Genomic DNA, 22,232 nt, shown 5'->3' with positions numbered 1-22,232 from the left:
GAGCGCTATGTGTTAAGCCATTTCTGCCAACTGTCGGTCACCCATTGGCGCTCTGGTAATAACTCAGTATCGGGTATGCGCCCGGGTTGATCGGAGAGGCTTAACCTGTGCCCGCGATTTCTAATGGCTGAGTAAGCCGCTTTTAAGCGCTGGGCTTCCTCTTCGTCTAGCAAGCCAACTTCAACGGCTGCTTCAAGAATGCGCATATTATCTGACCAACGAGTTAAGGCATGGTAATCTTGACCATACGCCAACACCAAATATTGTGTTAAAAACTCAATATCAACTAAACCACCTACCGATTGCTTAAGGTGAAATTCACCCGCTCGCACTTTAAGTAAATGAGAGCGCATTTTCTCACGCATACTGACCACATCTTCTGCAAGCTTGTCTTTATTACGTTGGCAGGTGAGTGTGTCTTTACGCACCTTAGTAAAAGCGTCTTGTAATGCCTGATCACCCACTATCATGCGGCTACGTATCAGCGCCTGATGTTCCCAAGTCCAAGCTTGGCTTTGTAAATACGCTTGATACGCATCTAGCGGGCTTACCATAAGGCCAGAATCACCGCTGGGTCTTAAGCGCATATCCAGCTCATAGAGCACACCACTTGGGGTACGGGTACTAAATAGGTGAATAATACGTTGCGCCAAACGCAGATAAAACTGACGTACATCTAACGGTTTTTTGCCATTAGTTTGGCCACTTAACCCCGCTTGGTGTACAAATACCAAGTCGAGATCTGAACTGTAGGCAAGTTCAATTCCCCCTAACTTACCGTAAGCCACCACCCCAAAACCCAGATGTATGCTGTCAGTCAACATCTCAGGCACGCCGTGGCGAGCACTAATTTGAGTCCATGCCTGATGGATCACTTCTTCTACAATGGCCTCGGCCAACCAGGTTAAGTGGTCACTCACTTTCATCAGTGGCAACACACCGGCAATATCTGCAGCAGCAATACGCAACAAGTGAATTTGCTTAAACTGGCGCAAGGCTTCCATTTGTTGCTCAACATCTTCTTCTGGCACCCGCAGTAAAAACTGGCGCAAGTCATCTTTATAACCATCAAGCGGTATTGGGTTATACAGAACTTGGGGCACCAATAACTCATCCAGTAATATAGGGTAAAGCGCCAACTGCTCAGCAATCAGTGAGCTGGCCTCACACAACCGAATAAGCTGGGTTAGTGCTCCGGCATTTTCGACTAATAGCTGTAAGTAAGCGGTACGAGTAGCAATTTTTAACAATAAATTTTGCAATCGCGTAAACAGCATGCCTGGCGTATCAGACTGATTCATTTTTTCTAATAATACTGGCATCAGCTTATCAAGCGCATCTCGCCCTTGAGGCCCCATTGCTCGCCGGGGACATTCACCTTTAAAACGCTGCAGCGCTTGAGCCAGACGACTAGCCTTTTCTTGATCAATACCTTGTTCTTGCAACAATGGGAGCAATTCGCTCTCATCAAGTTCGGTCTGCCATACATCAAACCACACTTGTGCCGCGCCCTCTTCCTCTGCTTCGGTACTATCACCAATTAAGCCATCAAAGTGCTGTCGCACCCCAACCATAGCTTCTCGTAATTGTTGGTAGAAACCATCCCAGTCTTGATGCCCCATCAACCATGCTAGCCGACTGCAGTTCAGTTGATCATGGGGTAAGGTCTGAGTTTGTTGATCGTCAAACGCCTGCAAGAAATTCTCTACTCGCCGTAAAAAGCGATAGCTTTGATGTAATTGCTTAGCATCATCGTTACTAATATCACCTAAGGCTTCAATCGCCGCTAACGCTGTGGGTAAATGGCGCACCTGCAATGAAGGTTCGCGGCCGCCACGGATCAATTGAAAGACCTGAGCAATAAATTCAATCTCCCGGATCCCCCCTGCTCCTAATTTAATATTGTCATGCAGGCCTTTACGGCGAACCTCAGCAGCAATCATGGCTTTCATTTGTCGTAACGAGTCAATCACCCCAAAGTCAATATAACGGCGAAATACAAAGGGCCTGAGCATGGCTCGCAGCTGATCGCTATATTCTCCTTCACCATTAATTACCCGTGCTTTTACCATGGCATAACGCTCCCAAGTACGACCATGGTGCTGATAATAGTCTTCCATGCCGGTAAAGCTCATGGCGAGTGGGCCAGACTCACCAAAGGGACGTAAGCGCATATCTACCCGATAAACTTGGCCGTCTATGGTGGTTTGGTGCAAGGCGCTCACCAACTTTTGGCCTAAACGAATAAAAAATTGCTGGTTAGCCAACTCCCGGCGTCCACCTTGAGTGACACCGTTATGGGGAAAGGTAAAAATCAGATCGATATCTGATGAAAAATTAAGCTCACGCCCCCCAAGCTTCCCCATGCCGACAATTAACATGGGCACGGCTTGGCCGTCAGCATCAGTTGGGGTGCCTAGCTCGCGGCACTGGTATTGATATAACCAACGATAAGCTGCCAATATCAACGCATCAGCCAAGGCAGAAATATGCACAAAACTTTCTTCTACTGAGGCACCCTGCAGCATTTCTCGCCACGCAATCACTAACAGTTCACGACGACGAAAGCGGCGTAAAATACGCAGTAAATCAGCCTGCTCATTAATATGGGCTAGCTGATCGGTAAGTTTTTCTTGATAGCCACTGGCACGTTGAGTGTTTTCTAAGTCAGCAATCTCATCAATATCGAGTGCCAGCTCTGGCTGCTGACACAAACTATCGGCGGCAAAGTCACTACAGGCAAATAAGCGATATAGGGCCAGACGACGTGGTGCTTTGATCTTATCTAACCATTCACTGCCACCTAGGTTACTGGCTACACCTTCAACAAAACGGGCCCAGTGCTTATCGGCTTGCGCCAGCAACAACGGAGGCATATCAAGCATATTATTATCCTTTACGTCACAGATGAGGGGCGATGCGTTGTAGCAAAGCCATGACAGATAGTTATTATTGCCAATAAGGTGTTAACAACAAGGCCTGACGACGAGATTGTTCAAGAGCCTCCAATAAAAACTGCTGCTTACGCTCAAGCCAAGCTGCTAATTCAACCGCTTCACTCTCACTCAGCGACTCTTGTACTTCTGTTAAGGGCGACAACATATCTAAGTCTTCTATACCGCGTAGAATATCAAGCCAAGGCATACGAAAACTAATACTGTCGGCTTTTGAATATAAGGTGCTAAAACACAATCCCACCATCAAATTACGTCTCAGCTTGCCCTTTTGCTGAATATAACGCGCTTCGCTTAAACTCGGCTCTCCTAAGGCACTGTGACGTAATACCTGCCAGCTCTCATCTAATCGCTGTTGTGCAAGATCTGCCACCGGAGCGGCCAGTTGCTTGGATTGCTCTGCGGCTAATCCCGCTCGCCAATCTTGGCGATATAGCCAATGCGTTAAGCCCAGCATCAGACGGCCATAACGGGCACTATAAAACAGCGCTTCAATGTCTGCTTCATTAGGTAACTGTTGCAGCTGATCTTCTAATAAGTCTAATACTGATAACTGGCATTCTAAGCGACGCAAGTAATGACCTTTATCAGCGGTCAAATACGCCAGCATCTGTGCTCTATCTAACCAAGACAACTGCTGTTGCAGCCATAATAAATCATCAATCCAGCCACTATTAACGCGGTGCGAAACCTGATCGTTAAATAACAGCAGGGTTTGGTGCACTAAAGACACTCCCTCTCTTAATTGCATCAACCAGTCAAGCCGGGCTCCCGGTTCTGCGAGCCACCCTTCTTCGTGATGTTGCCAGTGCGCTAATCCTTTATGCAGTAACGCCACCATGGTCTGTTCACAATGATCAGTCTGCGTCAGTGGCAGCGGCTCTAGCATTTGTAATTGCGGCGCAACACCAAAACCTGCTAGGCGATAACCGCGTTGCGCCTTAGACACAGCACCCAATCGTAGCCCCCCCGCTTTTACCAATGCATCAGCCAGTTCAAATAGCTGCGATACATCGCCTTTGACCAACTCTAGCTCTAATTCGTGAATGGCCTCACGCTGATAGCCAGACTGCACTTCGCCGGCATCGAGTGCTAATTCAATCTCGGTATCACCCATGGTAATGAGCCAACGTTTGCGTAAAAAATCGGTACTAAATAAGGACTGTAAGTGCTGCTGTACTTGCTCAACCTGCATGCCCTTAGGCCAAATATCAGCTGCAAACAGTGATAAGTCGGGGCTGTGTACGGTAAGAGGAACATTATATTCGGGCCTTTGGTGCAGGCCACCCACTTGGCTGCCAGCTAACTTAACGGTTTGCTCCATGTGCCCATTTTGACTACGAATACGCAACCCCGCTTTTATACTACCCAGCGCTAAATCTGCAGTATCAAAGTAGGTATTAGCCAAGTGCTGTTGGTCGTGTTGACTAATATGATAAGGCTGTAGCAGTGTGGGCAATTGGCTACCCACCTCTGGTGTAACCAAAAACTTCAGTTCAATCTCAGTATCCATAATGGCGAACCACGCTCCCAAACCATTGATTTTAAAGTTAAACGACAAAGAACAAGTGGTATTTACCACAGTATTGTTAAAAATGCGGTTTTCTTGCCTGAGTAGTTAAGTTACCATTCGCGCCACATTTATGTATCGAGTGTTTTTTCGCCGACACAGGGTAATCCATGCCAGTAAATACTATTTTAGGGCTCTTTGCCAAGTCTCCTATTAAGCCACTGCAAAAGCATGTGGTAAAAGTACATGAGGCTGCGCAACAGCTGATCCCTTTCTTCGACGCTATGTGGGAGCAAGACTGGGAGCAAGCGGAACTAATTCAGCGACGTATTTCACAACTTGAACGTGAAGCAGACACCTTGAAACGAGAGATTCGTCTCAAGTTGCCTCGTGGTCTTTTTATGCCAGTCGAACGCACTGACATGTTAGAGCTACTAACACAACAAGACAAAATCGCCAATAAAGCGAAAGATATTTCAGGTCGTATTGTGGGCCGCCAAATGGGCATTCCGCTACAACTTAAAACCGACTTTATGATTTATCTGAGCCGCTGTATTGATGCGACCGCACAGGCCGCTAAAGCCATAGACGAACTAGATGAGCTGCTAGAAACAGGCTTTAAAGGACGTGAAATGGATTTAGTATCCGAGATGATTCACCAACTTGATATTATTGAAGATGATACTGATGTGATGCAAGCCAAGTTGCGAAAGCAACTGCAAGCCATTGAAGATGGCTATAATCCCATTGATATTATGTTCTTATATAAAATCCTTGAATGGGTAGGTGATCTGGCAGATCAGGCCGAACGAGTAGGTTCTCGTTTAGAGCTAATGCTGTCTCGTTCTTGAGCGACTAACAAGGTATACAAATGGATATCATCGCGAACTACGGCACCACTCTTATTTTGGTGGCGGCGCTCTTTGGCTTTTTTATGGCCTGGGGCATTGGTGCAAACGATGTGGCTAATGCCATGGGTACATCGGTAGGAACACGCTCGCTCACCATTAAGCAAGCAATTCTTATCGCTATGGTGTTTGAATTTGCTGGTGCTTATTTGGCTGGGGGCGAAGTTACCTCTACCATTAAAAATGGCATTATTGATTCAACGGCTTTTTCTGATCAACCCGACTTATTAGTATTTGGCATGATTGCCTCTCTTCTGGCATCCGGTACTTGGCTGTTACTGGCCTCTTACTATGGTTGGCCAGTGTCAACCACCCACTCTATTATTGGCGCTATTATTGGCTTTGCGCTGGTATCACTGGGGTCAGATGCGGTGCACTGGGGCAAGGTAGGGGGGGTAGTCGGCTCTTGGGTCATTACACCGGCACTGTCAGGGGTGCTAGCCTACTTTACTTTTATTAGCGTGCAGCGACTTATTTTTAATGCCGAAGACCCACTTGCTGCCGCTAAAAAATATGTGCCCGTTTATATCTTTCTTACCGTCATGGTGATTTGTTTAGTCACCTTAAAGAAAGGACTTAAGCACGTTGGCTTAGAAATGGGTGACCTAGAAAGCTGGGGAATGTCTATTGTTCTGTCGTTGATTGCCGCTATCTTGTGCGGGTTTTATATCAAGGGTAAAGAATACAATCCAAGCCATGACAAAAACATGTCGTACTCTAATGTAGAGAAAGTGTTTGGCATTTTAATGGTGGTTACCGCCTGTGCCATGGCCTTTGCTCACGGCTCTAATGACGTGGCCAATGCGATTGGTCCTTTGTCTGCGGTGGTGAGCATAGTACAAAGCTCAGGTGAGATTGCGGCTAAATCTAGTATTGCTTGGTGGATATTGCCTTTGGGTGGTATCGGCATCGTAATAGGCTTAGCCTCATTAGGCCATAAAGTGATGGCGACCGTGGGCACGGGTATTACCCATCTTACACCAAGCCGCGGTTTTGCCGCTCAACTGGCTACCGCTGCGACAGTGGTGATCGCATCCGGTACTGGCTTGCCTATTTCTACAACACAGACCTTAGTGGGCGCGGTTATGGGGGTTGGCCTAGCCCGCGGTATTGCAGCACTTAATCTTAACGTGTTGCGCAATATAGTGGTTTCTTGGATAGTGACCTTACCGGCAGGCGCGATTTTAGCCATTATATTCTTCTATATTATTCAGTGGTCTTTTAGCTAAATCACACTTTTTAGGGGGCATTCTTGCCCCCTGCTTCTTGTCCTCGTACTCTGCACCCATTACCATGACTTTATCGTTGAGACTGAAGGAATTTTAGGTGAAAGCAAAACTTCTTGTAGCACTGTTATGCTATCTACCATGGATATACATGGCAGAAGCGGCGGATCGTTATATTGCTGATGACGTGCACACTTTTTTACATGCAGGCTCTAGTAATAAGTTTCGTATTATTGGCTCTATTAATGCAGGCGAGCCTGTTGTAATGCTCGACCGTGATGCACAAAGTGAATACGTAAAAATTCGCGATGCTGAAGGCCGTACTGGCTGGGTTGATGGTCAGTTTGTGCAAAGTAACGAGAGCTTTCGCTCTAAGTTGCCCGCACTAGAAGCACAGTTAGAAGAAACTAAGCAGCTACTGAATACGGCTGATGATCGCCATCAGCAAGATATATTAGATAAAAGCTCCCGTTTAGCACAGCAAGACCAAGAGCTGGCTGAGTTAAGTACAGAGCTCACCGACGTTCGCCAACAACACGCCGCACTTAAAAAAGAAAATCAGCGCCTCACCAGCTTGATGGATGATAAAGAACATCAAATGCGCCTAGACTGGTTATTAAATGGCGGCATTGTCGCCGGTGTGGGGTTATTAGTGGGTATTTTCTTACCTATGATCCCACTGCGCCGTAAACGTAAAAATGGTCGCTGGATGAATTGATTTAGAAATAGCACCTAGTTAACAAACAGCGATACGCTTTATGTGATGCGCTGTACGCCTTACGCTTACCGCCGTACGAAAAGCCAGACTGGTTTTTCGTACGGCGTTTTTTTAAGCTAGGCGCGGCTATTACCCCTTCACGGCAAAGTGGCGGTTGGGTTTGCGATAGAAAGCTGATTAGAGGTTTTCTCTGTCGCTGGCCCATTTAAATGCCAACTCGCTCTCAAATATTGCCAAACAGCAGAGGCTAGCGCTGCTATTACCCTAGCCTTAGTATACGTTGAACCATAAGATCACCTTGTCCCCCGGTTAGGAGTGTTGTTATGTTTACTGTCGCTGCCGTCTTTGCCCCCGGTTACACCCCCAGTCACTTGCCCTCGCTTCGCCAAGCCATTACCGATCACTATATTATTGATGAAAACCACTATCTTGAGTCTTTATTAGCACAGTCACCGGACACGGGGCAGTCTTTGACGCAAACTCAGGAACAAGCCCATAAATTAGTGACTCGAGTACGCAAAGAAAGCGATGGCGGTGATGGTATTGACGCTTTTTTGCAGCAATACAGCCTAGATACTCAAGAGGGTATTATTTTAATGTGTCTGGCCGAAGCTTTGCTGCGTATTCCCGACAGCCATACCGCAGACGCGCTAATCAAAGATAAATTATCCGGCGCCGACTGGGCTAAGTATTTTCGTAAAAGCGATTCCACTTTAGTTAACGCCTCTACTTGGGGGCTCATGCTGACCGGCAGAGTCATCACCCTAGATAAAAATCAAGAAGGCCATCCGGCAAGTGTGCTTAACCGTATGATCCACCGCCTTGGTGAACCCATGGTGCGCTCTGCGATGTACGGTGCCATGAAAATCATGGGCAAACAGTTTGTGTTGGGCCGCACCATAAAAGAAGCCTTAACCGCCAGTCAATCTGCGCGGCGAGCAGGTTACACCCACTCTTACGATATGCTGGGTGAAGCCGCTATTACAGCGGATGACGCCGAACAATATTATCAAGAATATGCCAATGCTATTACCGCAGTAGGCAATAAGACACTCGATAAAACTCAGGCTCCCCGCCCATCTATTTCCATAAAATTATCGGCATTGCACCCCCGCTACGAAGAGGCCAACCGCGAGCGGGTATTAAGTGAGCTGTTAAACACCGTCCTTAAATTATTGGCATTAGCGCGCCAATTAGATGTGTTTGTCACGATAGATGCCGAAGAGATGGACCGCCTTGAGCTCTCCCTCGACTTATTTGAAGCACTATATCGCCATCCCACTAATCAGGGCTGGGGCGGATTAGGCATAGTAGTGCAAGCTTACTCTAAACGGGCATTACCCGTCTTGTGCTGGCTAACGGCCCTGGCTCGTGAGCAAGGCGATGAAATTCCGCTGCGCTTGGTCAAAGGCGCGTATTGGGATAGCGAAATAAAACTCTGCCAACAAGGTGGCATTAATGGCTATCCGGTATTTACTCGCAAAGCCGGCACCGATCTGTGTTATTTAGCCTGTGCCCGTTACTTATTAAGTGACGCCACAAAAGGCGCTATTTACCCACAGTTTGCGACTCATAATGCCCATACTGTGGTGTCGGTCATGGCCATGGCCGGTGGGCGAGACTATGAGTTTCAGCGCTTGCACGGCATGGGCGAAGAGCTCTATAACGCCGTATTAGCCGAGCAGCCTACATTAAACTGTCGCATTTATGCGCCTGTGGGAGCCCATAAAGATCTCTTGCCCTACCTAGTGCGCCGCTTGTTAGAAAACGGAGCTAATACCTCCTTTGTGCATAAGCTTGTTGATCCTACTACCCCCATTGATAGCTTGATCACCCCACCTCAAGTCTCGTTGGCCGAATGCGATTCGCTTGCCAATGACAAAATTCCATTGCCGCTGGCCATTTTCCCTGATCGCACCAACTCCGCCGGCCTCAATATGAATATAGAAGGTATTCGCACGCCCTTTTTTAACACCCTTAATCAACTTAAAGATAAGCAATGGCAAGCCGTAAACTATTCCAGCGAGCCACATAAGGTGTTGAGTCCACAAGACAGCCACCATCTCGTTGGACAAGTCAGCTTTGCCGATAGCGCCATGGCCGAGCAGGCCATTACTCAAGCGCAATCGGCGTTTGTGGCTTGGCGTGACACCCCCGTTGAACTGCGAGCACAAGCATTAGAAAAGCTAGCTGATTTGCTTGAGGCTCATCAAGCCGAGTTTGTGTCTTTGTGTACTCGAGAAGCCGGTAAGTTATTACAAGATGGCATAGATGAAGTGCGCGAAGCGGTGGATTTTTGTCGCTATTATGCCAATGAAGGTCGACGTTTAATGGCTGCGACCACTTTGCCCGGTTACACCGGTGAGTTAAATACCTTACAAGCCCAAGGTCGCGGCCCCTTCGTGTGCATTAGCCCGTGGAACTTTCCTCTGGCTATCTTTTTAGGCCAAGTGAGCGCCGCTTTAGTCACGGGCAATACGGTGCTGGCCAAGCCCGCTGAACAAACCAGTCTGATCGCTCAATTGGCCACCGACTTAGCTCACCAAGCCGGCATTCCGCCAACCGTATTGCAGCTGTTACCCGGCGAAGGAGCCACAGTAGGTGAGACACTCACCCAAGACTCACGCATTGCAGGGGTCTGTTTTACCGGCTCTACTCACACCGCGATGCGCATTAATCAAACCCTGGCCCAGCGCCAAGGGGCCATTATTCCGCTGATTGCCGAAACCGGTGGCCAAAACGCCATGATAGTGGACTCATCCGCCCTGCCCGAGCAAGTGGTGCGTGATGTAATACGCGCAGCCTTTCAAAGCGCGGGGCAGCGCTGTTCAGCATTGCGGGTGCTGTATTTACAAGAAGATATAGCCGATCGGGTATTAGCGCTCTTAACCGGTGCCATGGCCGAGCTGAGTGTGGGCGATCCGGCATTATGGGCTACCGATGTTGGCCCTGTGATTGATCACAACGCACAACAGGACTTAATGGCTCACCTCACGGCAATGAAAAAGGCGGGCAACACTATTATTGCCCAAACACCACTGAGCGATGCTTGTGCAAACGGCTTTTACATTCAACCCACCGCCATAGAAATTACCGCCATTAGCGAGCTGACCAAAGAACACTTTGGCCCTATTTTGCATGTTATTCGCTTTAAGGCCGCAGACATAGATACGGTTATTGATGATATTAATCACACCGGATACGGTTTAACACTGGGCATTCATAGTCGCAACGCAAGCTTTGCTGAACATATTGCTCAGCGGGCGAACGTGGGCAATGTGTATATTAATCGCGATCAAATTGGTGCCATGGTTGGGGTACAACCTTTTGGCGGCCAAGGCTTATCGGGCACAGGCCCTAAAGCCGGTGGCCCGCATTATCTCACTCGCTTTATCACTGAAAAAACCATCAGTAATAACACCACCGCCATTGGCGGTAACGCCACTTTGCTGTCACTAGGAGAAGGTTAAAAGATAGCGATACGTCATACGCCGTACGTAAAGACCAAACCTGTGTGTTTCTTTAACGTACAACTAAAAGCGTACAGCGTAAGGCGTATCGCTCCCGAAAGGGGCAGATGAATAGCGAGGTCATGCCCACATTATTACTATGGTTTAATGGCCAGTGCGCATTAAATAGGCTAGGCTCCTGTAAGCTTAATGGGATTCAAATAGCCCAAAGCCATTAACAAAATAATAAGCTGGGTTGTTTAGCTTGAGCTTGCATAAGTATATAGAGCATGGTGCAGCTCAATAACAGCCCCTATCTGGAACATTGTGTTACAAGGAGAGCGTCATGAGCCATTTAAGCCGACGCGATTTTTTTAAGGTAACCGGTGCCACCCTCGCCACCTCAAGCATGGCGATGTTAGGAATGACACCCACCCCAGCCGTGGCTGCTGCCCGGCAATATAAACTGCTGCACGCCAAAGAAACACGCAGCACCTGCCCTTATTGTTCTGTTGCCTGCGGGATTTTAATTTATACCCTGGGCGATGGAGCAAAAAACGCAGAGCCAAGTGTGATGCACATTGAGGGGGATCACGATCACCCCGTCAACCGCGGCACCCTATGCCCCAAAGGGGCCGGCCTAGTCGATTTTGTACACAGTCCCAATCGCTTAACTTACCCTGAATATCGTGCCCCAGGCTCAGATACTTGGCAGCGTATGTCGTGGGATGAAGCTTATCGCCGTATTGCCCGCTTAATGAAAGACGACCGTGATGACAACTTTATTCAGCAAACAGACGAAGGCAACACCGTCAACCGCTGGGTCACCACTGGCATGCTAGCGGCCTCGGCCAGTAGTAACGAAGTGGGCTACATTACCCACAAAGTGGTTCGCCCTATGGGAATGTTAGCATTCGATAACCAAGCACGCGTTTGACACGGTCCTACGGTGGCAGGTCTTGCCCCAACATTTGGCCGTGGCGCGATGACAAATCATTGGGTCGATATTAAAAATGCTGATGTCGTGCTGATTATGGGCGGTAACGCCGCAGAAGCACACCCTTGTGGTTTTAAATGGGTCACTGAAGCTAAAGCACATAACAACGCAAAATTAATTGTGGTGGATCCGCGCTTTAACCGCTCAGCCTCTGTTGCTGACTTATATGCGCCTATACGTACCGGCACCGACATTGTCTTTTTAGGCGGGGTCATAAAATATTTACTGGATACTAATCAGATTCAGCATGAGTACGTAAAAAATTACACCGATATGTCTTTCTTAGTCCATGAAGACTTTGATTTTGAAGAAGGTATTTTCTCTGGTTACGATGAAGAAAACAGCCACTACGATAAAGCCTCTTGGGATTATCAGCTAGATGAGCAAGGCGAGGTTATTAGTGATCCTAGCTTGTTGCATCCGCGGTGTGTTTATCAGCTGCTAAAACAACACTATCAGCGCTATACGCCTGAGATGGTGGAAAATGTCTGTGGTACACCGATTATTAAATTCAATCAGGTGTGCGAACTGCTGGCATCAACTCACACCCCAGACAGAGCCGGTACCATCTTATATGCATTAGGTTGGACACAGCACTCTATTGGTTCGCAAATTATTCGTACCGGTGCCATGTTACAGCTGTTGCTCGGTAATATTGGTATTGCTGGGGGTGGCATGAACGCCTTGCGTGGTCACTCTAATATTCAAGGCTTAACTGACTTAGGGTTAATGACCAACCTGCTACCAGGCTATTTAACGCTGCCCAATGAAGCGGAGCAAGATTTTGCCGGCTACATTGATAAGCGCGCCCAACAGCCGCTGCGTAAAAACCAACTCAGCTACTGGCAAAACTATAAAAAGTTCCATATCAGTTTAGCCAAAGCTTGGTGGGGAGATCACGCCCAGCCAGACAATGATTTTGCCTACAATTTATTACCTAAACTCGATAAACCCTACGATATGTTACAAGTTTACGAGTTGATGAATCAGGGCAAGATGAATGGCTATATTTGTCAGGGCTTTAACCCACTGGCCGCCGCCCCGAACAAAGCCAAGATGATTGAGTCTTTATCTAAGCTGAAGTTTATGGTGGTGATGGACCCGCTAGTGACCGAAACCTCAGAGTTTTGGCGCAATGCTGGTGAGTCAAATGACGTCAACCCTGCTGATATTGATACCGAAGTGTTCCGTCTGCCCACCTCTTGCTTTGCAGAAGAAGCGGGTACCTTAGTGAACTCAGGACGCTGGCTACAATGGCACTGGAAAGCAGCTAACCCACCGGGTGAAGCTCAAACCGACATTGAAATTATGGCCACACTGTATCAGCACATTCGCACCTTATACCAAGAAGAAGGCGGCACCTTTGCTGAGCCCATTACTCAATTGTCTTGGCCTTATGCCAACCCCTTTGAGCCCACAGCAGAAGAGTTAGCTAAAGAGCTAAATGGCCGTGCACTACGTGATGTAACAGACGCCAGTGGCCGGGTGATCCGCAAAGCCGGTGAACAATTATCAGGCTTTGGCGAGATGCGTGATGATGGCTCCACCTTAGGGGGGTGCTGGATTTATGCCGGCTCTTGGACCGAAGAAGGCAACAAGATGGCACGCCGCGACAGCAGTGATCCCACAGGTATTGGCCAAACCCTTAACTGGGCGTGGGCATGGCCGGCTAACCGTCGTGTGCTCTATAACCGTGCCTCTTGTGACACCCAAGGTCAGCCTTTTGATGCTAAACGTGCCTTAGTTCATTGGGACGGTGAGCAGTGGACAGGCGCCGATGTGCCCGATTATAAAGCCTCTGAACCGCCAGCGGCGGACATGGGTCCCTTTATAATGAACCCTGAGGGTGTGGCGCGCTTTTTTGCGAAAGGCCAAATGGCTGAAGGCCCCTTCCCTACTCACTATGAACCCTTTGAAACACCATTGGGCTATAACCCCTTGTTTAAAGACAATAGCAAGGCGACCAATAACCCAGCGGCGCGCGTGTTTAGCCAAGATAGGGCCACCATGGGCACCGTCAGTGACTTCCCCTATGTGGGAACCACTTACCGCTTAACAGAACATTTCCACTACTGGAGTAAGAACGTACTGTTAAACAGTGTGATCCAACCCGAGCAATTTGTGGAAATTGGCGCTGAGCTAGCCAAAGAGTTACGTATTAGTGAAGGCGACACCGTTAAAGTGTCTTCTTATCGCGGCTATATTAAAGCAAAAGCTGTGGTCACTAAGCGTATTCGCGGCTTAGACATTGATGGCAAGCGGGTACACCACATTGGCATTCCCATTCACTGGGGGTTTGTCGGTGTTACTAAACCCGGCTTTTTAGCCAATACGCTGACGCCGTCGGTTGGGGATGCAAACTCACAAACCCCTGAGTTTAAGTCCTTTTTAGTCAACGTAGAAAAGGTGTAAGGAGCAAAATATGTCTTCTCAATCAATGGATATTATACGTCGCTCAGCGACCACGACTCCTTCATCAAGTGTGCGTCAGTCCCCCGTGCAAGGCGGGGGCGTGGCTAAGCTAATTGATGTATCACAGTGTATCGGTTGTAAAGCCTGTCAGGTCGCTTGCATGGAATGGAACGACCTGCGCGATGAGGTGGGCCATAACGTGGGGGTATATGACAACCCCGCCGATATGACCGAAAACAGCTGGACTGTGATGCGCTTTGCCGAGTACGAAAAAGACGACGGTGACTTAGAGTGGTTGATCCGTAAAGATGGCTGTATGCACTGTGAAGATCCGGGCTGTCTAAAAGCCTGCCCGTCACCGGGGGCCATAGTGCAGCATGCCAACGGCATAGTGGACTTTAATCAAGAGCACTGTGTGGGATGCGGCTATTGCGTTACCGGCTGTCCGTTTGATGTACCGCGTATTTCTAAAAGCGATAAAAAAGCCTACAAGTGTAACTTGTGTGTCGATCGTGTCTCTGTGGGTCAAGAGCCTGCTTGTGTGAAAATTTGTCCCACCGGCGCCATCACCTTTGGCTCTAAGGATGACATGAAGCATCACGCTGATACGCGTATTGCCGACTTGAAATCCCGCGGCTATGACAACGCCGGCTTGTACGATCCCGATGGAGTGGGTGGCACCCATGTAATGTATGTGCTGCATCATGCCGATAAGCCTCAGTTATACAGTGGCTTACCTAAAGCGCCAAAGATCAGCGCGATAGTGTCGGCATGGAAAGGGCCCGCTAAACCCATAGGCGTTGCCGCCATGGTATTAACGGCACTGTTTGGTGCGGCGCACTATATTCGCAACCGCCCCTCTGAGGTCACAAAGGCGGATGAACTGGCCGCTAAACATGCAGCAGAGCAGGCAGCGAAGGAGAAAGATCATGGCTAACTACGATAAGGAAATTGTTCGCTATAGTGCGAATCAACGACTTAACCATTGGCTGATTGCCCTGAGCTTTGTACTGCTGGCCATTTCTGGTTTAGCGTTATTTCATCCTGCTTTATTTTGGATGAGTAACCTATTAGGAGGCGGTACTTGGACGCGGATTTTACATCCCTTTATTGGGCTAATTATGTTTGTTAGCTTCTTTAGTTTTGCGGTGCAGTTGTGGCGAGATAACCGCATCACTGAGGATGACAAACAATGGTTAAAAGCCGTGCCTAAGGTGATATCTCATCAAGAGGAAGGCGTGCCTGAAGCGGGCCGTTATAATGGTGGCCAAAAAGTCTTATTTTGGTCACTGATTATATTGATGATTGGCTTACTGCTATCGGGTGTGGTGATGTGGCGGTCGTATTTCGACTTTCCCGTTGGCTTAATTCGCTTTTCATCGCTGCTACACGCGCTGTTTGCCTTTGGCATTATTTGCGCCATTATAGTGCATGCTTATGCGGGCATTTGGGTGAAAGGTTCGGTACGCGCCATGACCCGAGGCACAGTAACACCGGGCTGGGCATGGAAGCACCACCGTAAGTGGTTTCGTAAGAAAATGCGCGATTCCTCTTCCAAGTAATACGCAAGCTTGCCAAAGCCCGTCACAATTGCCGCCAAATGAAGCCCCTCATTTGGCGGCCTTTATCTCTTTAGCCCGAGCCTGCTTTATTAAGGAGTGCCCATGCAACGAATTTTGACCCGCGGCGAAATAGAAAATCTCGATCGCACCCAAGTGGTACGACTGATGCTCCCAGAGCCAAATACTTTTAGCAGCCGTGCTAAGCGACTCAGAGACTTGGCTCCAGAAAACCCCATCCAAGATTATTTATTACTGATAGCCTTGCTTAGCGATGCCCAGCAACACGTCTTTGAACAAACTTGGTCTGTGCCTCAGCTTAACGAGCAACAACTGGCCCAAGCGCAAGCACACGGCATGCCGCCCTTTAGCGCCAGCAGCACAGTGCGAGATCCCGTTTGGCGGGACATGCTCACGGCAATCATTGCCCAGCTATTACCACAAAACACCCTACCCGAGGCGGTGTCTGACAACCTAGCACAACTTAGTGATGAGATAGCCACAGATCCTACCCCCATTGAGCAACAAGCCGATGCCTTGCTAAAGCAAGAGTTAGATAAGATAGATGCCGCTCGCGCGCCTTTTATTATGGCCGCCTTACAAGTGTATTGGGCTCACTTAGTGACTCAACTTGAGAGCCAACAAGTTCCGGCTCAAACGCCCTTTGGTACTTGCCCTTGCTGTGGCAGTCAGCCGGTGTCTAGTACTGTGCAATTGGGCGGGTCTAAAGAACAAATGCGCTACGCCACTTGCTCGTTATGTGCCAGTCAATGGCATATTGTGCGTGTCACCTGCACCCACTGCGAAGACACTCAAAACATTGCCTATCACACATTAGATACCGGCAGCCAAGCGGTTAAAGCCGAGTCGTGTGAGCATTGCCAGCAGTACCGTAAAATTTTATATCTCGATAAAGATCAGCACTTAGATGCTTTCGCCGATGATTTAGCAAGCCTACCACTAGATATTTTAATGGGTGAAGCCGAGTTTTATCGCGCCAACAGCAACCCTTACCTATGGCAAGTGGCTGAATAACGATGACTCACTCCTCCCCCGCAGTAGCCGCCTTGCACGCCTTAGCTCAGCCGGCTGATTTGCCAGCACTAGATAAAGTGTTGCACCAGCCAGCACTTAAACCCTGTATTGAGCAATATGGGCTGACCTTAGTGACGCAACAATTACGCGAACTGTTAGCGCAATTGCGCACTCAAGCTCTCAGCCAGCAGTTACCACTGACCCAGGTGGCAGCAGATCATATTATTGAGCAGCTGATTGCTAAGCTTGACCAAGTCACGCGCTCTGAGCTTAAAACCGTGATTAACTTAACCGGCACTGTACTGCATACCAATTTAGGCCGCGCTTTATTACCCGACAGCGCCGTGCAAGCCGTGGCTCAGGTACTCACTCAGCCTACTAATTTAGAGTTTGATTTAGACACAGGTAAGCGCGGAGACAGAGACACCTTAGTAGAAACGCTCATTTGCGACTTAACGGGGGCCGAAGCCGCCACTGTGGTGAATAATAATGCCGCGGCGGTATTGCTGATGCTAAGTGCTTTAGCCCCACAAAAAGAGGTGGTTGTCTCTCGTGGCGAGTTGGTGGAAATTGGTGGCTCATTTCGTATTCCCGATATTATGAGCAGTGCCGGCTGCCGACTCAAAGAGGTAGGCACCACTAACCGCACCCACTATGCCGACTATGAGCGAGCCATTGGCGAGCACACCGCCATGTTAATGAAGGTGCACTGCAGCAATTATGCGGTAGTGGGCTTTACCAAAGAAACCGCCCTGTCTCAGCTGGTCACCCTAGGGCAGCAGCATCAGATCCCGGTTACCATGGATTTAGGCAGCGGCACCTTAGTGGATCTCGCACAATGGGGGCTGCCCCATGAGCCCACCGTTAAAGAAACCCTACAAAGCGGCGTCGACTTGGTCACCTTTAGTGGCGATAAACTGCTGGGTGGCCCCCAAGCGGGCTTTATTGTGGGTCGTAAGGCCTTGGTGGATAAGATTAAAAAGCATCCGCTAAAACGCGCCCTTAGGGTGGGTAAGCTCACCATGGCCGCCTTAGAGTCGGTACTGGCGCTGTATCGTAGTCCAGAGCTATTACCCGAGCGCTTAACCACTTTGGGCTTACTGACCCGTGCACAATCAGATATACAACAACAGGCAAATACCCTGCAACCTAGCCTGCAACAGGCGCTAGGTCACGACTATCAAGTAAGCTGCGAGCCCATGTATAGTCAAATTGGCAGTGGGGCCATGCCGGTTGAGTCACTACCAAGCTTTGGCTTGGTGATCCGTTATCTCGGCCAAGCCAAAGCGGGCCGGCAGATCATGCAATTAGAGCGCACGCTACGCACTCAGCCTTTGCCTATTATTGGTCGCATTCATAAAGATGCCCTTTACTTAGATTGCCGTTGTTTATCTGAACAACAAGCCGATACGCTAAGCACCAACTGGAGCGCCACTCAGTTATGATTATTGGTAGTGCAGGTCATATCGACCATGGTAAAACCGCCTTAGTGCGTGCGCTAACAGGCGTCAACACCGACCGTTTAAAGGACGAGCAGCAAAGAGGCATTACCATTAGCTTAGGTTATGCCTACCAACAGCTTGATCATAATGTCACCTTAGGTTTTGTTGATGTACCGGGTCATGAGGGCTTAATTCATACCATGGTTGCGGGAGCGACTGGCATTGACTATGCCATGTTAGTGGTGGCAGCAGACGATGGCGTCATGCCCCAAACCCGTGAGCATATCGCCATATTATCGTTACTGGGGTTAACACAGGGCTGCGTGGTGATCACCAAGCAGGATAAAGCCCAACCCGAGCAACTGGCACAAACTCAACAACAACTCACCCAAGTATTAGCCCATAGTTTTTTAGCCGAGGCGCCGCGATTTGTGGTCGATAGTGTCTCGGGCTTGGGCATAGCGCAACTGAGTGCATTTTTACAACAACAGGCAAGCCAGCCGCAACCTGCCCCCCGTGATGGGCTATTTCGTTTAGCCATTGATCGCGCCTTTACTCTCGACGGCCAAGGCACTGTGGTCACCGGCACTGTGCACGGCGGCACCTTTGAGCTTAATGGGCCGCCGTCTAAATTGCGCTTAATGCCTGCTAATACGCCGGTAAGGGTGCGCAGCATTCATGCACAAAATCAGCCCAGTACCCACGCTACTGCCGGCCAACGCTGTGCTTTTAATATTGCTAATATAGCTAAAGAGGCCATTGAGCGCGGCGACTGGTTAGCCGATGAGCGCAGCTTTACTCCTTCAAAGCGTATCGATGTCGAGCTGAGCTTACTGGCTAATATAGCCAAGCCGGTTGCTACTTGGACTCCGGTACATGTCCATATCGGCGCCGCTCATCTTATGGCCAGAGTCGTTCCTTTAAGCAGCAACACCTTGCAAGCCGGAGAAAAAGGGCTGGCGCAGTTAGTATTTGAAGAAACTGTGTGTGCCATGCCCAGAGACCGCTTTATTATCCGCGATACCCAAGCCAAGCAGACCTTGGGTGGCGGCTGCGTGCTTGATGCCAACGGGCCAGACCGCAAGCGCCGTAGCCCTGCTCGGTTAAACTGGTTAGCCGCCATTGTCCGTTTTTTTGCAGATTATGAGCTGAGCCACTTGCTGAGTCACGCCCCCTATGGCATTGCCAGCCCCATTATGCAGCGCTTGATTGACACGAGCTTTGCAACACTTAACATTCCCAACAGTGCACTATGGGTCACACCTGCCAGTACTAAACACGCTGCAGTATTAATTGATTCAACACAATGGCAGGCACAACTAACACACATTATCGCCACGCTGGCACAAGCCCACCAGCGCTACCCTGACGAGCCCGGCATAGAAGGGGCTCGTCTGCGCCGCATGACAGATCCCGCCATGCCACTGGCGTTATGGCAAAGCGCATTGCAGCAGCTAGTAAAAGAGCAAAAGTTAATACTGCAAGGGGCTTGGTATCGCCTTCCTGAACATACGGTGAGCTTAAGTGGCTCTGAACAAGCACTGGCAGAGCGCATTCTTCAGTTAGCACAGTTAGGTCAGTACGACCCCCCTTGGGTGCGAGACATGGCAAGTCAACTTGAAACACCAGAACAAGAGATCCGTCAATTAGCTCGCAAGCTGGTGCAGCAAGGTCTGCTATACCAAGTGAGACCCGACTTGTTTTATCATCATCAGCAGATTGAGCAGCTAGCGACATTACTGCGCGACTACCCTATCAACCAAGGAGTAAAAGCCGCTGAATTGCGAGACCAACTACAGCTAGGTCGTAAGCGGACACTACAAATACTTGAGTTTTTTCAACGAATTGGCTATAGCCGTCGCTTACAAGATCGACATGTGATCCGAACCGACAATATGCTATTTACAAGCTAGTATAATGTAGGCATTGTTAAGGTATATGTTGATGGATAATGCCATCATATTTTTGGAAAGTAATCGTATCCGGTGGTGCGGCTGGGCTTCAAACCCAGTTGGGGGTGTTAGACGCTCCCAGGTAAGTTCGACTCCTACTACTTTCCGCCATTGCATTGCTCTCATCTTTTTGCGCAGGACGATATAATGGACGATGCGCTGTTTGAACAGATGCCCCCCAGTCAAGCCGTTAATACCCACGCTGGCACAGCACATACACTAGCCAATGAAGTTCCCTTAGCCATTACCCTTAATGGTGTGAATCATGCAGTGATGATGGTGAGCCCTTATCAGTTAGAAGCTTTTATCATTGGTTTCTTATTAACTGAAGGCATTATTGAGCACCACAGGGATATTCACGACTTTGAGTTTATTCGCCAACACAGCGCCATTATCGCCAATATCACCTTGGCCAATCGCTGCCATCAGCCGTGGCAGGCGCAAAGGCGAAATTTAGCCGGTCGCACTGGCTGTGGCTTATGCGGCATCGAATCGTTACAGGCCGCGCTGCCTGATCTTCCGCCTTTAGCCGCCAGCTCATTGCCCAGCACACAGGCGTTAATGGGGTTACGCGACCAGCTTTCTGAATGGCAAACATTGAATCAAGATTGCGGAGCCTTACATGCTGCTTTTTTTGCCGATACACGGGGTAAAATACAGCATGCTAGCGAAGACGTGGGCCGACATAATGCCCTAGACAAGCTCCTAGGTTGGCATCACCGTCAGTCAGATCACGGCATGGGCATTATCTTAGTCACGAGTCGTTGTAGCATAGAGCTGATTCTAAAAATGGTGCGTACCCAGCAACCCACATTAGTCACACTCAGCCCACCTACCACGCTTGCCGTTACCCAAGCTCGGCACTATCAACTTAACTTGATACATTTACCCTACCAGCAAGCACCCAGAGTCTATGCCGCGTCGGGTATATAATCTAACATTGCCCGACTCAGCCGACCCAAGGAATAAGGCTGCTATTCAACCTAGATAACATACTGACTTGGCTGGCATACATTAAGGAATCACCTTTGGATATTTATTTAGTAGGCGGCGCTGTGCGAGACGCGCTATTAGGCTTAACCGTTTACGACAAAGACTATGTGGTGGTCGGTGCCAAGCCAGAACAATTGTTGCAGTTAGGCTACCAACAGGTAGGCAAAGACTTCCCGGTATTTTTACACCCGCACAGTAAAGATGAGTACGCACTGGCTCGCACCGAGCGCAAGGCCGGTCGTGGCTACACCGGCTTTATCTGTGAATTTGGCCCTGAGGTGACCTTAGAAGATGATTTAAGCCGGCGCGACCTTACCATTAACGCCATAGCCCAGCAGCAAGATGGCACGCTAATAGACCCCTATGGCGGCCAACAAGACATTGCTAATCACAGCTTACGCCATGTGTCTGATGCTTTTATTGAAGATCCGTTACGGGTGCTGCGGGTCGCTCGTTTTGCGGCTCGCTTTCATCGGTTAGGGTTTAGTGTGGCTCCAGAAACGCAAGTCCTTATGCAGCAAATGGCGACGAGTGGCGAGCTAACTTACCTCACTGCCGAGCGCGTGTGGAAAGAGACAGAAAAAGCTTTGGCCTGTGATCAGCCGCAGGTGTTTTTTGAGGTACTGCACAGCTGTTATGCTCTTCAAGCATTATTCCCCGAACTAGCAACAGCCAATGCTGCAGGCATGGCACCCGCTTCGCTACCGAGCTTATTGCGCAGTGTCGCCCTTAGCGCAAGTCTTGCTTGTCGTTTTGCCGTTTTATGCCAGCAGTTAGACACAGCCGCCATTAATGATTTATGCCAACGCATCAAAGTGCCCACTGAGTATAAAGAGTTGGCCTTATTGGCCAGCCGTTGGCATCGCCACATTCACCACCTTGGCCAGCCAAGTTTAGCTCAGGCTCAAGATATTTTAGCACTGTATCAAGCCACCGATGCTTGGCGCCGACCGGAGCGTTTTCAGCAATTACTGCTGTGCGCTCAAGCCGACTCTGGCCGGGATAATTACCCCCAGCGCACCCTATTATGGCAGTGGTTTAATACGCTAAAAACCATTACCGCCCAGCCCTTTGTTG

At 49.1% G+C, this 22,232-nt stretch carries 14 protein-coding genes and 1 tRNA gene; 13 read left to right on the top strand and 2 right to left on the bottom strand.

Annotated features, from left to right (window positions below; translation table 11 throughout):
• Positions 1 to 5 precede the first annotated feature (5 nt).
• Complete coding sequence (gene glnE, locus ACTHY5_RS03150) at positions 6 to 2,885, bottom strand: bifunctional [glutamate--ammonia ligase]-adenylyl-L-tyrosine phosphorylase/[glutamate--ammonia-ligase] adenylyltransferase (protein WP_441876237.1); 2,880 nt, start codon at positions 2,883 to 2,885, stop codon at positions 6 to 8.
• A gap of 64 nt (positions 2,886 to 2,949) precedes the next feature.
• On the bottom strand, positions 2,950 to 4,467 hold the full coding sequence (locus ACTHY5_RS03145) for a CYTH and CHAD domain-containing protein (RefSeq protein WP_441876234.1): 1,518 nt from the start codon (positions 4,465 to 4,467) through the stop codon (positions 2,950 to 2,952).
• Positions 4,468 to 4,634: 167 nt separating this feature from the next.
• Here ACTHY5_RS03145 and ACTHY5_RS03140 point away from each other — a divergent pair, with 167 nt between their 5' ends.
• The 13 genes from ACTHY5_RS03140 to cca form a co-directional block, all read left to right on the top strand.
• On the top strand, positions 4,635 to 5,315 hold the full coding sequence (locus ACTHY5_RS03140) for a TIGR00153 family protein (protein WP_441876231.1): 681 nt from the start codon (positions 4,635 to 4,637) through the stop codon (positions 5,313 to 5,315).
• A gap of 20 nt (positions 5,316 to 5,335) precedes the next feature.
• Positions 5,336 to 6,601 carry an inorganic phosphate transporter gene (locus tag ACTHY5_RS03135; RefSeq protein ID WP_441876228.1) on the top strand — a complete coding sequence of 422 codons (1,266 nt, stop codon included), beginning with the start codon at positions 5,336 to 5,338 and terminating at the stop codon, positions 6,599 to 6,601.
• 148 nt (positions 6,602 to 6,749) lie between these two features.
• Positions 6,750 to 7,316, top strand: a complete 567-nt coding sequence (locus ACTHY5_RS03130) for a TIGR04211 family SH3 domain-containing protein (RefSeq protein WP_441876225.1) — start codon at positions 6,750 to 6,752, stop codon at positions 7,314 to 7,316.
• 323 nt (positions 7,317 to 7,639) lie between these two features.
• Entirely contained in the window at positions 7,640 to 10,786 is a 3,147-nt protein-coding gene (putA, locus tag ACTHY5_RS03125) for a bifunctional proline dehydrogenase/L-glutamate gamma-semialdehyde dehydrogenase PutA (protein WP_441876222.1), read from the top strand.
• A gap of 325 nt (positions 10,787 to 11,111) precedes the next feature.
• Entirely contained in the window at positions 11,112 to 14,174 is a 3,063-nt protein-coding gene (gene fdnG, locus ACTHY5_RS03120; protein WP_441876219.1) for a formate dehydrogenase-N subunit alpha, read from the top strand.
• A 10-nt stretch (positions 14,175 to 14,184) separates the two neighbouring features.
• Positions 14,185 to 15,111 carry a formate dehydrogenase subunit beta gene (gene fdxH / locus ACTHY5_RS03115; RefSeq protein WP_441876216.1) on the top strand — a complete coding sequence of 309 codons (927 nt, stop codon included), beginning with the start codon at positions 14,185 to 14,187 and terminating at the stop codon, positions 15,109 to 15,111.
• Positions 15,104 to 15,736 (top strand): formate dehydrogenase subunit gamma, encoded by a 633-nt coding sequence (locus ACTHY5_RS03110; RefSeq protein WP_441876214.1) that lies wholly within the window; start codon positions 15,104 to 15,106, stop codon positions 15,734 to 15,736. Before fdxH ends, ACTHY5_RS03110 begins: the two co-directional genes overlap by 8 nt.
• 102 nt (positions 15,737 to 15,838) lie before the next feature.
• Positions 15,839 to 16,768, top strand: a complete 930-nt coding sequence (gene fdhE, locus ACTHY5_RS03105) for a formate dehydrogenase accessory protein FdhE (RefSeq protein ID WP_441876211.1) — start codon at positions 15,839 to 15,841, stop codon at positions 16,766 to 16,768.
• 2 nt (positions 16,769 to 16,770) lie between these two features.
• Entirely contained in the window at positions 16,771 to 18,213 is a 1,443-nt protein-coding gene (selA, locus tag ACTHY5_RS03100) for an L-seryl-tRNA(Sec) selenium transferase (protein WP_441876208.1), read from the top strand.
• Positions 18,210 to 20,123, top strand: coding sequence for a selenocysteine-specific translation elongation factor (gene selB, locus ACTHY5_RS03095; protein WP_441876205.1), 1,914 nt, complete (start codon positions 18,210 to 18,212; stop codon positions 20,121 to 20,123). Before selA ends, selB begins: the two co-directional genes overlap by 4 nt.
• A gap of 54 nt (positions 20,124 to 20,177) precedes the next feature.
• A tRNA-Sec gene (locus ACTHY5_RS03090) sits at positions 20,178 to 20,273 on the top strand.
• A gap of 36 nt (positions 20,274 to 20,309) precedes the next feature.
• Positions 20,310 to 21,095 (top strand): formate dehydrogenase accessory sulfurtransferase FdhD, encoded by a 786-nt coding sequence (gene fdhD, locus ACTHY5_RS03085; RefSeq protein WP_441876202.1) that lies wholly within the window; start codon positions 20,310 to 20,312, stop codon positions 21,093 to 21,095.
• A 95-nt stretch (positions 21,096 to 21,190) separates the two neighbouring features.
• Positions 21,191 to 22,232 (top strand): multifunctional CCA addition/repair protein (gene cca, locus ACTHY5_RS03080; protein WP_441876199.1); only part of this gene is annotated, 1,042 nt, incomplete at its 3' end.

The organism is Oceanisphaera sp. (genome assembly GCF_052084945.1).
GTDB lineage: Bacteria > Pseudomonadota > Gammaproteobacteria > Enterobacterales > Aeromonadaceae > Oceanimonas.
Note: the sequence above shows the minus strand (reverse complement) of the source record. Positions and strands in the feature narration are given on the sequence as shown.

Coding starts and splice junctions, on each gene's coding strand:
- glnE (WP_441876237.1), bottom strand. CDS start 2,885: ATGCTTGATATGCCTCCGTTGTTGCTGGCGCAAGCCGATAAGCACTGG.
- ACTHY5_RS03145 (WP_441876234.1), bottom strand. CDS start 4,467: ATGGATACTGAGATTGAACTGAAGTTTTTGGTTACACCAGAGGTGGGT.
- ACTHY5_RS03140 (WP_441876231.1), top strand. CDS start 4,635: ATGCCAGTAAATACTATTTTAGGGCTCTTTGCCAAGTCTCCTATTAAG.
- ACTHY5_RS03135 (WP_441876228.1), top strand. CDS start 5,336: ATGGATATCATCGCGAACTACGGCACCACTCTTATTTTGGTGGCGGCG.
- ACTHY5_RS03130 (WP_441876225.1), top strand. CDS start 6,750: ATGGCAGAAGCGGCGGATCGTTATATTGCTGATGACGTGCACACTTTT.
- putA (WP_441876222.1), top strand. CDS start 7,640: ATGTTTACTGTCGCTGCCGTCTTTGCCCCCGGTTACACCCCCAGTCAC.
- fdxH (WP_441876216.1), top strand. CDS start 14,185: ATGTCTTCTCAATCAATGGATATTATACGTCGCTCAGCGACCACGACT.
- ACTHY5_RS03110 (WP_441876214.1), top strand. CDS start 15,104: ATGGCTAACTACGATAAGGAAATTGTTCGCTATAGTGCGAATCAACGA.
- fdhE (WP_441876211.1), top strand. CDS start 15,839: ATGCAACGAATTTTGACCCGCGGCGAAATAGAAAATCTCGATCGCACC.
- selA (WP_441876208.1), top strand. CDS start 16,771: ATGACTCACTCCTCCCCCGCAGTAGCCGCCTTGCACGCCTTAGCTCAG.
- selB (WP_441876205.1), top strand. CDS start 18,210: ATGATTATTGGTAGTGCAGGTCATATCGACCATGGTAAAACCGCCTTA.
- fdhD (WP_441876202.1), top strand. CDS start 20,310: ATGGACGATGCGCTGTTTGAACAGATGCCCCCCAGTCAAGCCGTTAAT.